Source organism: Nitrospira sp. NS4 (genome assembly GCF_049546785.1).
Taxonomy (GTDB): domain Bacteria; phylum Nitrospirota; class Nitrospiria; order Nitrospirales; family Nitrospiraceae; genus Nitrospira_D.
The window spans coordinates 956,769-969,848 of sequence record NZ_JBMWAN010000001.1 but is presented as its reverse complement, the minus strand read 5'-3'; the positions used below and the strand labels follow the sequence as shown (position 1 = coordinate 969,848).

The following is a 13,080-nucleotide window of genomic DNA, read 5'->3' as shown; positions in this document are numbered from 1 at the left end:
CGAGATGTACAACGATACCGTCCTGGGCTTCAACAAGTCGGGCAAGGAAGTGGCGCGTATTCAGGTCGAAGAGCCGATCTACATTCGGCCGGCCGAGCGCGTGACCTGGCTGTAAGTCTGAGCTAGGCATCGCTTCACGGATGGGCGGGTCTCCGAAAGGGGCCCGCCCGTTCTGTTTTGTGCGAGTGATGGGTCTCCATCTTGCGGGCGGGAGAAGGACTCACGTATCCTTTGCCGGGGAATCGAATGGCTCGGTTCCGGTGCTCCCCCCAGAGGGCGGGCCTTTCTTCACGGAGGCTCCGGCAGAGACGCCCCGCGGGTGTGTGGTTGGCTGGAGAAGCGCGAATGCGCGATGTCGAAGGCAGTTATCGGGCCTTGCTGGCGGTCACCAACGTGCTGAACTCTCAGCGCGATACCGATAGTCTGTGGCGGGCGATTACGGAGCAGATCCGCCAGGTGCTGCCGTGGGAACGGGCCGGGATCACGCTCTACAATCCCGACACCGATTCGTTCCGGTTTTATGCCGTGGAAACCAGCATGCCCAATCGCCAATTGCAGCGCGATGCCGTCATCCCGAAGGTCGGAAGCGCGGTCGGCTGGGTGCATGACCATCGGACGATTCACGTGCGCCCCGATCTCCAGCGCGAGCGAATCTTTCTGGAGGATGAATATTATGTCCGGGAAGGGCTGGGGCGCATGATCAATTCGCCTCTGCTGGTCGGCGACTCCTGCATCGGCACGCTCAACATCGGCAGCGTCCAGCATGGAGAGCCCGACGCTGCGGATCTTGAATTTCTGCAGCTCGTGGCGACGCAGATCGCCTATGCCATCGACCATGTCCGGGCCTATGAACAGATCGATCAGTTGCGGCAGCAATTGGCGCGCGAGAACGAATACCTCGTCGAAGAGCTGAAATCCACGCACAACTTCGGCGCGATGATCGGGGTGAGCGGAGTGTTCCGCAAGGCGCTGATGCAGGCGCAGGCGGTGGGGACGACGTCGAGCACGGTGTTGATCGCCGGGGAAACTGGGACCGGGAAAGAACTCATGGCGCGGGCGATCCATGAGCTCAGCCCCCGCCGGGATAAGCCGTTCGTCCGCGTCAACTGTGCGGCTCTGCCGATGGGATTGGTCGAGAGCGAGCTGTTCGGCCATGAACGCGGGGCGTTTACCGGGGCGGATCAGAAGCGGCCGGGGCGGTTCGAACTCGCCAATGGCGGAACTCTGTTTCTCGACGAGATCGGTGAAATGCCGCTGGAAGCCCAGGCCAAACTGTTGCGGGTGCTGGAAGACGGGATGGTCGATCGCGTGGGAGGCACAAGGCCTGTGCCGGTGGATGTGCGCATCATTGCGGCCACCAATGCCGATTTGGCGGGTTTGGTGAGCGAGGGGCGATTCCGGTCCGATCTCTACTACCGCCTCCACGTGTTTCCGATTCTGTTGCCGCCGTTGCGTGAACGCCTCGAAGACATTCCTTTTCTGGTTCGTCATTTTCTTGAGGCCTATCGGGTGAAATTAAAGCGGCCGGCCTTGGAACTGAGCCCCGAGTCGATGGAGCGCCTGGCCCGTTATGCCTGGCCGGGGAACGTGCGGGAGCTGCAGAATGTCATCGAACGGGCGGTCATCCTGGCCCGCTCGCCGATCGTCACGGTTGATCCGCAGTCCCTGACGAATGTGGCGCCCCCCTCCGACCCGTCCGTCAACCTCGTGGAGATGGAGCGCCGCCATATCCTCCGCGTGTTGGACTGCACGCATTGGCGTATCTATGGACCCTCCGGCGCGGCCGCTCAGTTGGGTATGAATCCAAGTACCCTGCGCAGCCGGATGAAAAAGCTCGGGCTGCGCAGGGTGGTCCAATTGCCCATTGCCTGATGAAACACGGAGAGGGTCCGCCAACCTCCGTCTCGCATCGCTTTCAAGCACGGTAAACAGTAAGATGTGAGCGGTGGTCCGCCCGGGAGCCAATCAGGGCTTCCAGCACGGCAGGAAGATTCGTGAAATCAGAGAGCGATGAGCGAGAGGGGAGCTTGACGTCTGTCTAATGCAGCCAATAGACTGAGTTGATACCATCGTGTTTTTCCCACCTTGAATGAGGGTTATGACATGGCATCGATCAAAATAGAGCAGGATTCTCTCCCCGGCCGCCTGGTGACCGGGTTGTCCAAGATCGGCTTGGCGATGAAGAGTCGGCCCTGGCGACGGCAGGGGCGGCAGGGCGTCGGCCCCCTGCAGGTTCAGGTACTGAGTTTCTTGCGGACACAACCGAATCGTTGCGCGATGGTCTCGGTCATCGCGAGGGAATTATCGGTCAAATTGCCGACGGCTTCCGAGGTCATCCGCACGCTCGAGGAGAAAAAGCTGGTGCGCCGGCGCCGGTCGGATACGGATAACCGGGTGGTGACGGTTCATCTCACGGCCAAGGGGTTGAAGGCCGGCGAGGTGGTGACCGGATGGCCGGAGGCTCTCTCGGCGGCTGCGCAGCAGCTCTCAGGCCAGGAGCAGGTTGCCCTTCTGACGATCCTGACCAAATTGATCCGCTCGTTGCAGGAGCAGGGAGAAATTTCCATCGCCCGGATGTGTGTCTCCTGCCAATATTTCCGTCCCCATGTGCATGCGAATGCGGGGCAGCCGCACCACTGTGAATACGTGGACGCACCGCTCGGACCCCAGTCGCTTCGTCTCGACTGCCAGGAGTATGTCGCGGCGACGACGGCCGATGCGCAAGCGGCCTGGGTGAAGTTTACTCAGGCGAAGACCGCCTAGCGCCTGTCACCGTTAGGGCGCGCGAGGGAATGAGTGTGCGTGGAGGAGCCCGCGTTAGGGCATCGTTCCCCGCGTCGGTTCTTTAGGCAGGTACAATGGCCGGTCGGCCTCGATCTGTGAGAGGAGATCGTCCAGCGCATACTGCAGGGCGGCCTCGATCGGCTCACGATCGGAGGCCGTCACCCACCGGACTCTTGAGCCTGGAACGGATCGTTCCGCGCGATAAGCCTTGATCACGCCCATAGGCGCCTGTCGCATCTCAGCCTGCAATGTCACGAGGTACTGGTATCGGGCCCGTGAGGTCATGGCCAGCTTCGTCGTGACCGCCAGCGTAAGTTCGCCTGTGTCTGTCGAGACCGAGGTGAACGTGCCCCGCTCGCGAATGTAGTGGATGAGCGCCGGCGTAAGAGTGCGGGGGCGCCATTCCAACAGCGTGATCCCCGGCTGGTGGTCCGCGCCTTGAACGGTCAGCTCATTCAGCAGGACGCGCAGGGAGCGGGGAATCGTCGCATCCGCCGGATGCGCGGGAAGCGGGTGGACGTCGATCACGTGGGTACAGCCTGAGCACAGGGTCGCGAGCAGGACAAAGAGCCATGCGGCCATGCCCGTGGGATGACCTGCTGCGCCGGGTGCTGTGTGAATAGGGCTCATCGTATGCCGGGCAGTCACAGCCTAGGGCGCGGATTTCGCCGCGGGAGGCGCCATGATGTCGAGGTCTTTCAAGGCGCGCAGGGCCTGGTCTCGATAGGACCGGTCGGTCGGCTGTGTGTAGGTATCAAGGACTCGCTGGTAGGTGGCGCGGGCTTGCGGGTATTGCCTCTTGATCGAGAAGTATTGCCCTAAGGCCAGCCAGTTTTGCACCGCCGCCTCATTGGCTGTTTGCATCAATGCGAATTCCCGTTCGACATGGGAAGTCCCTTTGAGTTGAGCTTGGGTCCGAACGGTATCGGCCATGATCGCCGCCATGGCTTCAATCTGCTCGTTCTCGTGGATGGCGGATTCCACGCGGTTGGCCTTCAAGTGACCGTAAAAGCCTTCTACGTGCTCTTTTATGATATCGGCACGTTGCTGGTAGGTATCGTGGGCGCAGCCGAATACCAGCAGGAGGAGCATTCCTATGCCGGTCACCGTCGTCCGGGCCAGAGATCGGGATATGCGCATCATCTTGTGTCGGGCCGACAAGGCATGGAAAAGCTGATTGCTGGCTGAGTCTAACATATTTCGTTCAGGGACCGGTACCGGTGAGCGGCGCGGTCGGGAGCCTGTCGCGTCCCGGGATCCTCAAACAGTGTAGTGACAGGGCCTCCGTGAGTGTGGTAAAAAGCCGTTCGCTTGTGTGCCGTTGCCTCGAGTCCCCATCGTCTAGCCTGGCCTAGGACATTGCCCTTTCAAGGCAGTAACACGGGTTCAAATCCCGTTGGGGACACCACCTTCCCGCTGTTTCCCACTTCTGCACGATCCCTCCCGTTGTGTTTGCCGGACCTGATCGGTACACTCCCTCGATATTGTTTTCGGGCGAGCCGGTGAATGTGATGCTCAAGACTGTGAGGACAATGATGAGGCAGGGAATCTGTTGGGGTGTCGGGTTCGTCATCCTCTTCACTGCACCACTCGTCGGGGCGGCCGATATCGGGGCGCCTCCGCCTGCGTCGACCGTGGCGGTGGAGTCGGTCAAGGGCAAGGATGGCGCGCCGATGGTGCGTATTCCGGCCGGCGCCTTTCTCATGGGAAGCAACGATGGACTCCCGAATGAGCGGCCTGAACATACCGTCACGCTGAATGACTTTTACATTGATCAATACGAGGTGACGGCCGGCCGCTATCAGAAATTCCTTGAGTCGGGCAAGCAGGAGATTCCTCCGGTTCAAAATGATGACGCGGTGTCTTCCCTCGAAGATCGCCCCGCTGTGGGTATGACCTGGACCGAGGCGGCGAATTATTGCAAATGGGCGGGGAAACGGTTGCCGACCGAGGCCGAATGGGAGAAGGCCGCGAGAGGAAGGGACGGCCGGCGGTATCCCTGGGGGGACATGCAGCCGTTTGTGGATATCGCGAACTACAATCGGGGGCTTTGGGTGAGCGAGGCTGTTACGCTGGTGCCGGTCGGAAGCGGGCTTGAGGGCATGAGCGTGCGCCACGGGCTGAAAGAAGGGGGGAAGAGCCCCTATGGCCTGTTTCACATGGCGGGAAATGCGGCGGAATGGGTGAACGACTGGTATGACCGCGAGTATTATCAAAAGAGTCCGGACAAGAATCCCCCCGGACCGAGTACGGGAGAAAAGCGGGTGTTGCGCGGCGGGTCATGGGCTGACTTGCCGACGGCGCTGCGCGTGACGGCGCGATTTTCCGCTGAGCCGGAGTTTGAAGACCGGACGGTCGGATTTCGATGTGCGATGGATGCGGGGAAATAGACGGGGTCCGTTTCCCAAATCCCCAACAGTGATGGCTTCTTTGAAGCGAGTGCCGCATGGAATTGTCCATGTCCGAGTCTTCCTCTAAAAAGCCTCGTTCTCCACGTTCGCCTGAACAAGCCATCACCTTGATGGTCACCGGCCTGGTGTTGCTCTACGCGCTCTGGATGCTCAGGGCCCCGGGTCCGGTGTCTCCACCCGCTTCGCCCGTGAGCCCTAGCCTGGCTACCGGGCTCTCTCCGGAAAATATTCCTCTGGTGACGGGAGAAGAGCCGGTGAGCGAGATCTTTACCCGGGCCGGATGTGCGGTGTGTCACCTCATTCCCGGCATTCCAGGCGCCAACGGCCAGGTCGGTCCTGCGCTTGTCCTGGGGACAACGGGAGCCCGGCGGCTGGCGGATCCCTCATATGGCGGGACAGCTCAAACGGTGCATGAGTATATCGTGGAGTCCGTCGTCGATCCGGCGGCCTTCGTCGTGCCCGGTTTTCCTGAGCGGACGATGCCGTCGTGGTATGGGACGAAGTTGAGCGCTCTCGCGCTGGAGAAAATCGCCGACTATCTTGAGTCTCAGACCGAGCGTGCTCAAGTGAAATGAGCGCCGGGCGGCCGGAGGAGTGCGGCGTTGGCCGGCCTAGGTCTTCCGCAACTGAGCGATCTTCCCGGTACTCTGGATCTTGAATGCGTCGCCCTGCTGGCCCCCTCCCTGTTTGTCCAGCAAGGCATTCACGGCATCGTCGCCTTTCAGCCCTTCCAGTTTAATCTTTAACCGGAGATTGTTGGCGCTGTCGGCATTGATGAGGGCTTGCTCCAGGGAGATTTTGTTGGCCTTGTACAGTTGGAGCAGGACGTGATCGAAGGTCTGGCAGCCTTCGTCGATGCCTTGCTCCATCGCTTCTTTCAAAATGTCGACTTCCGCTTTTTTGATCAAGTCCTTGATGCGTGGGGTGTCCAGCATGATTTCGAGGGCCGGGACCCGTCGGCCATCCGTCGAGGGAATGAGCCGCTGGGAGATGATGGCCCGGAGGTTCAGCGATAATTGCAGATAGATCTGTGCGTGACGCTCAACCGGGAAGAAGTTCATGATGCGCTCGATGGCCTGGTTGGCGTTGTTCGAGTGCAGGGTGCCGATGCAGAGGTGGCCGGTTTCCGCGAAGGTAATCGCCGCCTCCATCGTCTCGGTATCCCGGATTTCTCCGATGAGAATCACGTCCGGGGCCTGCCGGAGCGTGTTTTTGAGGGCATTTTGAAAGTTCAGGGTGTCGAATCCGATTTCCCGCTGAGTGATCAACGACTTCTTGTGGCTGTGCACAAACTCGATCGGGTCTTCGACGGTGATGATGTGGCCGGGATGCACGGTGTTCCGGTGATCGATCATGGCCGCCAGGGAGGTGGATTTGCCGGAGCCGGTGGCGCCGACCACCAGCACCAGCCCGCGTTTCGTCATGACGATATCTTTGATGATGGGAGGGAGCTGGAGCTGCTCGACGGTTTGAATTTCCGCTTTGATATGACGAAAGACCAGTCCGACGTTGCCCTTTTGCCGGAAGATATTCACGCGGAACCGGCCGAGCTCCTTATAGTACAGGGCCAGGTTCATCTCCATCTTTTCTTCGAACTCGCCGCGCTGTTGCCCGCGCATGAGCGCCAGCGCCAGGGCCTCCAACTGTTCGTTGGTGAAGGGCGGGGCATCGGTGCGTTGTGTCGATCCGTGGATGCGATAGATGGGCGGGGCATCGATCGTCAGATAGAGATCCGAGGCTTCACGGTCGACCATCACCTTTAAGAGGCTGCGAATATCCATAATCGGGCTCCGTGGTAAATGGGCGGTTAGGCTGCGCCAATGGCCGACCCGAAGAGATTCGGGTTCATGCTGCGCGACTGCGCTTCGGCTTTGGTCACGACGCCGCGAGAGGCCAGCTCAACCAGGGCCATGTCCATCGTCTGCATGCCGTCCTTTTGGCTGGCCTGCATGATGCCGGGAATCTGATGGAGCTTGGCCTCCCGGATAAGGTTGCGCACGGCCGTGGTGGCCACCATGATTTCCAGCGCCGCGGCGCGCCCTCCGGTCTTTTTCTTGAGCAGCGTTTGGGTGATGACGGCTTCCAAGGCTTCCGAGAGCTGGGTGCGGATTTGGGCCTGTTGCGACGGAGGAAAGGCGTCGATGATGCGGTCGATGGTTTTGGGCGCGCTGGAGGTGTGCAGCGTGCCAAAGACCAGGTGGCCGGTTTCCGCCGCGGTCAGGGCGAGCTGGATCGTTTCGAGATCGCGCATTTCGCCGACGAGCACGATATCCGGGTCTTCACGGAGGGCGGACTTCAAGGCGTTGGCGAAGGAGAGGGTATGCACGCCCAGTTCGCGCTGGTTGACGAGGCATTTCTTGGACTTATGGACGAACTCGATCGGGTCCTCGATCGTGATGATATGCCCTTCAAACGTATTGTTCAGATAATCGACCATGCCGGCCAGCGTAGTGGATTTTCCGGAACCGGTAGGACCGGTCACCAGGATCAAGCCTTTTTCCTTGTCGCAGAGCTGGCGGAGGATTGGCGGCATGCCGAGCTTTTCGAGCGGCAGAATCTGAGTGGGAATATTCCGGAAGACGGCGCCGAGGCCGCGCTGTTGCACAAACACGTTGACGCGAAACCGCGCGATGTCGCCGAGCTCGAAAGAAAAGTCGCACTCGCGCTTCTCCTCGAAGTTTTTCCGTTGGGCGTCGTTCATCATGTCGTAGATCAGGGCATGCGTCTCGTCCGGGGTCAGCGCGGGGTGATCGAGCTTTTTGAGGTCGCCATGCAGGCGGATCATGGGGGGCTCGCCGGCGCTGATGTGGCAGTCGGAGGCGCCTTCTTTCACCGAGAAGGTCAGCAGCTTAGAAATATCCATTGAGCAGTCTCCGTATAGAAGGACGGAAGTACGGGCATCTCTTCCCCACCGGCTCGTCTCGGTCTGTGCGGGAGGAGAACTATGGGAGCATCATGCCATAGCACGATGGGAAAGCAAGAAATTCGCAGGAAGCGGTGGAGGGGGAAGCGTCAGCGCAGGCCGGCAGCGGTTCCCGCATGTGCGAATGCGGTGAGCGCGGCGTCAAGCTGCTCGGCTGTGTGTTCGGAGGTGACGGTGACCCGGATGCGGCTGGTGGCATCCGGGACGGTCGGCGGGCGAATCGCCGGGGCGTAGACCCCCTGCGCGAGGAGTTGTTCGGCGAAGGCCAGAGCTTTGTCCGCTTCCCCCACAAGAACGGGGAGGATGGGGCTGACGGTCTCTGTCAGGCGGAAGCCGATGCGCCGGAGCCCGGTGTAGAGCCGGTCACGGTTTGCCCAGAGACGTGCCCGGCGCGCCGGATCCTTCTGAATCACGGCGAGGGCGGCCGTGGCGGCGGCGGCGGCGCCGGGGGGCGGCGCGGTGGTGAAGATGAACGGCTTGCAGGTATTGATGAGATAGCGAATCAAATCTGCGCTGCCGGCAATGTAGGCTCCGCTGCTGCCCAGCGCTTTTCCGAGCGTTCCCATATGAAAAGGAATCTGACCCTCCACGTCAAAGTGTTCCAGGGTTCCCCGGCCTGAAGGCCCCATCACGCCGGTTCCGTGGGCATCGTCAACATAGAGCATGGCTTCGAATCGTGCCGCCAGCGCCGCCAGTTCAGGAAGGGGAGCCAGGTCGCCGTCCATGCTGAAGAGGCCATCAGTCACGATCAGGGTCGGCCGGCCGGCAGCGCGTCGTTTCAGAATGGATTCCAGATGATCGAGATCCCGGTGCCGGTAGACGCGAAAATCGGCGCCACTCAGCCGGCAGCCGTCGATGAGGCTGGCATGGCTGAGTCGATCGGCCAGGATCAGTCCGTCTTTGCCGATGAGGGTGGGGATGACGCCCACGTTGGCCAGGTAGCCTGATCCGAAGGTCAGTGCGGCCGGGGTGCGCTTAAAGGCGGCGAGCGCCGCCTCCAACTCTTCATGAGGGGGGAGTGTTCCGCAGACCAGGCGGGAGGCGCCCGCACCGGTTCCATATCGCTCTGTCGCCTGAATCGCGGCCTGAATGACCTCCGGGTGGGTGGCGAGGCCCAGGTAGTCGTTTGAGGACAGCAGAATGACGGTCCGTCCGGAGAGTTCGACGGTGGGGCCGGTGGCTGAGCCGAGCGGGCGCAGTTGTCTCAGCAGAGATCGGTCGGCCAGTTGTTGAAGACGATCATGAAACATGCGATTGAAGGCCTCATTCCCGGTCGACGATATGGGCGGGTCGGTGACTGGGAGGTCGGCCATGCTCTATCTGCATTGACAAGGCAAATCGATCCCTAGTATAAGGCCGAGGCTCATATGAAGGGAATGCCTATCCGGCTGATTGAATTATGACCTATCGCATCAAAGTTCCTCCGAAGACGTTGCCGATGGATGAAGCGCATCTGGCCGGCAATATGGAGCGCCTGCTCGAGACGTTGCGTCTCTATCGCGGTCCATTGCTTGTGGGGATTGCCATTGTCATTGTGGCGACCGGCATTGTCGGGGGGGTGTTGTGGTACGACGCTCAGACCGCACAAAAAGCGCAGGACCTGGAGCACGAGGCGACGCTGCATTATTTCACCCGGCCCGCCGACGATCCCAAGAAGTCGGAGATGAACCTGAAGGAAGCGATTGCCCTCTATCGAAAAGTCGTTGAGGAATACCCCCGCACTCAGACCGCTCCGGTGGCACTGTTTCAGCTGGGCAACGCCTTGGTCCAGGCCAACGAGGTGGACGCGGCCATCGAGGCCTATAAGCGTTTCATTCTGATGTATGGCTCCAATACGTCCTTGCTGGGGCTTGTCCAACAGCGCCTGGGGTATGCGTATTTATTGAAGGGCGACCGCGACCAGGCCGCCAAGGCCTATTCGTCCGTGCTCGAAATCCCCGGATCGCTGAATCGGGATCACGCCCTCTTTGAATTGGCCCGGCTTGAAGAAAGTCTCTCTCGCCCGGAGGGAGCCCTGGCGCATTATCAAGACTTGATGAAGAATTATCCGAACTCCCCGCTGGCGAATGAGGCGGCGGTCAGGGTGAAGGCGCTCGAAGTCAAGAAATCCCCGGATCCTGCTGCCGCGGCTCCCGCTCAAGCCTCATCCACGGCTTCACCAGCCGCCCCCAAGAAACCCTAAGGCACGTAACAGGCGCCACCGGGTCCGTTGCTGATTCCGGCAAGGGAGGAGGGCGGCTGTCCGCTATCGCCCGATGATTAAGAGTTCGCCGGGCTTGATGACGGGACTGGTCAGGTTGTTCTTCGTCCTGAGTGTTTTCAGTGGGACACGAAAGCGTTTGGAGACTTTCTCCAGCGTGTCGCCCGCGCGAACTTTGTACCACCGGCTGTTATCGGTTTTGACCTGCTTCGCCCGCGCCGGGAGCGGGGGGAATTTGTAGGTCGGTATGCGGTCGAGGAGTTGCGCGAGTTTCGACCCTGTCCCTACCGGCACCTTCAAGTGGTACGACGAATCATCGGGCGGGGTGGCATCACGCCGCAATTCCGGATTGAGGAGCTTAAGTTCTTCGTACGAGATGCCTGTGGTATTCGCAATGGCTCTGAAATGGAGCGGCCGATTGACCGCCACTTCCTCAAACTGGTGCGGGGCGACAGGCTCCTGTGAAAATCCGTATTGGTCAGGATTTCTCGCGATGACCGTCGCAGCCATGATTCGAGGAACATATTGTTTGGTTTCGGCGCGAATGAGTTTGGTTTTGGAAATATCCGAGAACGTCTCGGCTTGCGCCTTGTGCAGGGCCCGCATGACTTTCCCCTCGCCGGCATTGTATGCCGCCATGGCCAGCGGCCAGGTGCCGAATAAGTCGTAAAGATCTCGCAGGTATCGCGCCGCCGCAACGGTCGACTTGATCGGATCGCGCCGTTCATCGACGTAATGGTCGATCCGCAGGCCGTACAGCAGTCCTGTGCCTTTCATAAACTGCCAGGGCCCTGTGGCTTTGGCGCGTGAATAGGCATGGGGGTTAAATCCGCTTTCGACGAGCGATAAGTACACGAGATCGCTCGGGAGATTGAATTCCGAGAAGATGTTCTCCACCAGCGGCCGATAGCGGCTGAGTCTGATCAGCCACTGTTCAAATCGGGAGCGGATCGAGATGTTGAAAAAGTGAATATGGTTCTGGACGGTCGGATCAATTACTACGGGAATGTTATAGGCGGGTGCGGCGGTTTCCGGAGCCTGCGCAGTTTGAATGGTTGAACGGGGTTGCGGAGGTACGCTTTCCGCAGGGGCGGTCACATCGGGAGGAGTGAGGGTGAGTTCCGCTTCGAGTGGGACCAGGTTGGCATCGGGCTCATCGTCTTCTTCAGCCGGATTCATCTCGGGAATGATATCGGGAGAAGTCGTTTGCGCATGACTCTCAGCCGGCATGCAAAGGATCGCTGCGACCAGCAAAAGGGGCAGGAGGCATAGGGTGGAAACAACGGTTCTCAACTGATCCAAGGTAGCCCTCGCGTTCCGGTGAGGAGGTTGGGGAGGTGTCTCTTTTATGGGTAGACTAGCGATGCCTTTGTAGGTTGTCAAGAAATAGAACAGGTTAGGTCGTGGAGTGCGTGCGGCATGGTGGCGGGAGTGAGGCTTGGTTCGGAGTTTATTTCTGAGCGGACGCAACGGTGAAGAACATTCCGCTGCCTGATATTCGCTGTGCCCTTTCTGCCCTGTGATTTCTTGACAGTCTCGTGGCGCTAGTGGTAGCGTACCGCCTCTTTTCTGGTCAATTCCCCACGGGTATTATCGAAGGAGGATCGGTCAATGTTGAAGCGGTATCTATTGGCCCCCGGCCCCACGCCTGTGCCCCCGGAAGTGTTGCTGGCGATGGCGCGCCCCATGATTCACCACCGGGCGCCAGAGTTCGATCCGATCTTTGCCGAAGTCCGCGAGGGGCTCAAGTGGTTATTTCAGACCCAGAATGATGTGTTGATGCTCGCCTCTTCCGGAACGGGAGGGATGGAGGGATCGGTATCGAACTTCCTGTCACCCGGCGATAAGGCCCTGTTCGTGAATGGCGGAAAATTCGGCGAGCGATGGGGCAAGATCTGCAAGGCGTTCGGTGTCCAGGCAACTGAGATTAAGGTGGAATGGGGCCATGCCGTGGACCCGCAGCTCGTCGCCGACGCGCTGAAGAAGGATCCCGCCATTAAAGCCGTGTATGTGCAAGCCAGTGAAACCTCCACCGGCGTGTCCCACGATGTAAAGGCGCTCGGGGAGATCGTCAAGGGATGCGAGAACACGATTCTCGTCGTGGACGCCATTACCGCGCTCGGCGTCTTCGATATTAAGACCGATGCCTGGGGGCTGGATGTGGTCATTACCGGATCTCAGAAAGCGCTGATGCTTCCGCCCGGGATGGCGTTTGTGAGCGTCAGCGACAAAGCTTGGGCGTTTGCGGAAAAAGCTAAAAACGCGTCGTTCTATTTCAACTTCAAGAAAGAACGCGAGAACCAGGCGAAGAACCAGACATTGTTTACGCCCACGGTGTCCCTGATTATCGGTCTCCAGGAAGTGTTCAGAATTATGAAGGCCGAAGGGCTCGATAAGATGTTTGCCCGGCAGGGGCAATTGGCCCACGCCATGCGTGAAGGAATGAAAGCTGCCGGGTTGGCACTGTTCCCCAAGAATTCCCCCAGCGACGCCTTGACGACGGTGTGCGCGCCGGATGGAGTGGATGGGCAGGCCATCTATAAGAATCTCCGTGTCCAATACGGGATTACCGCCGCCGGCGGCCAGGACCAATTGAAGGGAAAGGTGTTCCGTCTCTCGCATATGGGCTATGCCGATCGGTTTGACGTGATAACGGCAGTGGCTGCGACCGAGATGGTCTTAAAGGGGCTGGGCCATCCCGTGAAGTTGGGCAGCGGTGTGGGTAAAGCACAAGAAATCTTGATGGCGAAATAGGCAGGTCT

General features: G+C 59.9%; 12 protein-coding genes and 1 tRNA gene. 7 read left to right on the top strand and 6 right to left on the bottom strand.

The window, feature by feature from the left end:
* Positions 1–345 precede the first annotated feature (345 nt).
* Both ACO9S2_RS04295 and ACO9S2_RS04290 read left to right on the top strand, forming a co-directional pair.
* On the top strand, positions 346–1,872 hold the full coding sequence (locus ACO9S2_RS04295) for a sigma 54-interacting transcriptional regulator (RefSeq protein WP_423720682.1): 1,527 nt from the start codon (positions 346–348) through the stop codon (positions 1,870–1,872).
* A gap of 231 nt (positions 1,873–2,103) precedes the next feature.
* Positions 2,104–2,763 carry a MarR family winged helix-turn-helix transcriptional regulator gene (locus ACO9S2_RS04290; protein WP_423720681.1) on the top strand — a complete coding sequence of 220 codons (660 nt, stop codon included), beginning with the start codon at positions 2,104–2,106 and terminating at the stop codon, positions 2,761–2,763.
* 54 nt (positions 2,764–2,817) lie between these two features.
* Here the strand turns inward: ACO9S2_RS04290 and ACO9S2_RS04285 are convergent, their stop codons facing one another.
* Positions 2,818–3,366: a hypothetical protein gene (locus ACO9S2_RS04285; protein ID WP_423720680.1), complete on the bottom strand. Its 549-nt coding sequence runs from the start codon at positions 3,364–3,366 to the stop codon at positions 2,818–2,820.
* Between the two features lie 69 nt (positions 3,367–3,435).
* Entirely contained in the window at positions 3,436–3,927 is a 492-nt protein-coding gene (locus ACO9S2_RS04280; RefSeq protein WP_423720679.1) for a hypothetical protein, read from the bottom strand.
* Positions 3,928–4,114: 187 nt separating this feature from the next.
* Here ACO9S2_RS04280 and ACO9S2_RS04275 point away from each other — a divergent pair.
* The 3 genes from ACO9S2_RS04275 to ACO9S2_RS04265 all read left to right on the top strand — a co-directional run bounded on the left by ACO9S2_RS04275 (position 4,115) and on the right by ACO9S2_RS04265 (position 5,770).
* Positions 4,115–4,192: transfer RNA gene (locus tag ACO9S2_RS04275), tRNA-Glu, on the top strand.
* Positions 4,193–4,316: 124 nt separating this feature from the next.
* Positions 4,317–5,174, top strand: a complete 858-nt coding sequence (locus ACO9S2_RS04270) for a formylglycine-generating enzyme family protein (RefSeq protein WP_423720678.1) — start codon at positions 4,317–4,319, stop codon at positions 5,172–5,174.
* A 56-nt stretch (positions 5,175–5,230) separates the two neighbouring features.
* Entirely contained in the window at positions 5,231–5,770 is a 540-nt protein-coding gene (locus ACO9S2_RS04265) for a hypothetical protein (RefSeq protein ID WP_423720677.1), read from the top strand.
* 36 nt (positions 5,771–5,806) lie between these two features.
* Here ACO9S2_RS04265 and ACO9S2_RS04260 read toward each other — a convergent pair whose 3' ends face one another.
* The 3 genes from ACO9S2_RS04260 to bioF form a co-directional block, all read right to left on the bottom strand.
* Positions 5,807–6,976 carry a PilT/PilU family type 4a pilus ATPase gene (locus tag ACO9S2_RS04260; protein WP_423720676.1) on the bottom strand — a complete coding sequence of 390 codons (1,170 nt, stop codon included), beginning with the start codon at positions 6,974–6,976 and terminating at the stop codon, positions 5,807–5,809.
* 26 nt (positions 6,977–7,002) lie between these two features.
* Positions 7,003–8,058 (bottom strand): type IV pilus twitching motility protein PilT, encoded by a 1,056-nt coding sequence (locus tag ACO9S2_RS04255; RefSeq protein ID WP_423720675.1) that lies wholly within the window; start codon positions 8,056–8,058, stop codon positions 7,003–7,005.
* Between the two features lie 149 nt (positions 8,059–8,207).
* Positions 8,208–9,368 (bottom strand): 8-amino-7-oxononanoate synthase, encoded by a 1,161-nt coding sequence (gene bioF / locus ACO9S2_RS04250; RefSeq protein WP_423720708.1) that lies wholly within the window; start codon positions 9,366–9,368, stop codon positions 8,208–8,210.
* A 149-nt stretch (positions 9,369–9,517) separates the two neighbouring features.
* Between bioF and ACO9S2_RS04245 the strand changes: the two genes are divergently transcribed.
* On the top strand, positions 9,518–10,300 hold the full coding sequence (locus tag ACO9S2_RS04245) for a tetratricopeptide repeat protein (protein ID WP_423720674.1): 783 nt from the start codon (positions 9,518–9,520) through the stop codon (positions 10,298–10,300).
* A gap of 63 nt (positions 10,301–10,363) precedes the next feature.
* Here the strand turns inward: ACO9S2_RS04245 and ACO9S2_RS04240 are convergent, their stop codons facing one another.
* Positions 10,364–11,548 carry a transglycosylase SLT domain-containing protein gene (locus tag ACO9S2_RS04240; RefSeq protein WP_423720673.1) on the bottom strand — a complete coding sequence of 395 codons (1,185 nt, stop codon included), beginning with the start codon at positions 11,546–11,548 and terminating at the stop codon, positions 10,364–10,366.
* A gap of 381 nt (positions 11,549–11,929) precedes the next feature.
* Here ACO9S2_RS04240 and ACO9S2_RS04235 point away from each other — a divergent pair, with 381 nt between their 5' ends.
* Positions 11,930–13,072 (top strand): pyridoxal-phosphate-dependent aminotransferase family protein, encoded by a 1,143-nt coding sequence (locus ACO9S2_RS04235; protein ID WP_423720672.1) that lies wholly within the window; start codon positions 11,930–11,932, stop codon positions 13,070–13,072.
* Positions 13,073–13,080 lie beyond the last annotated feature (8 nt).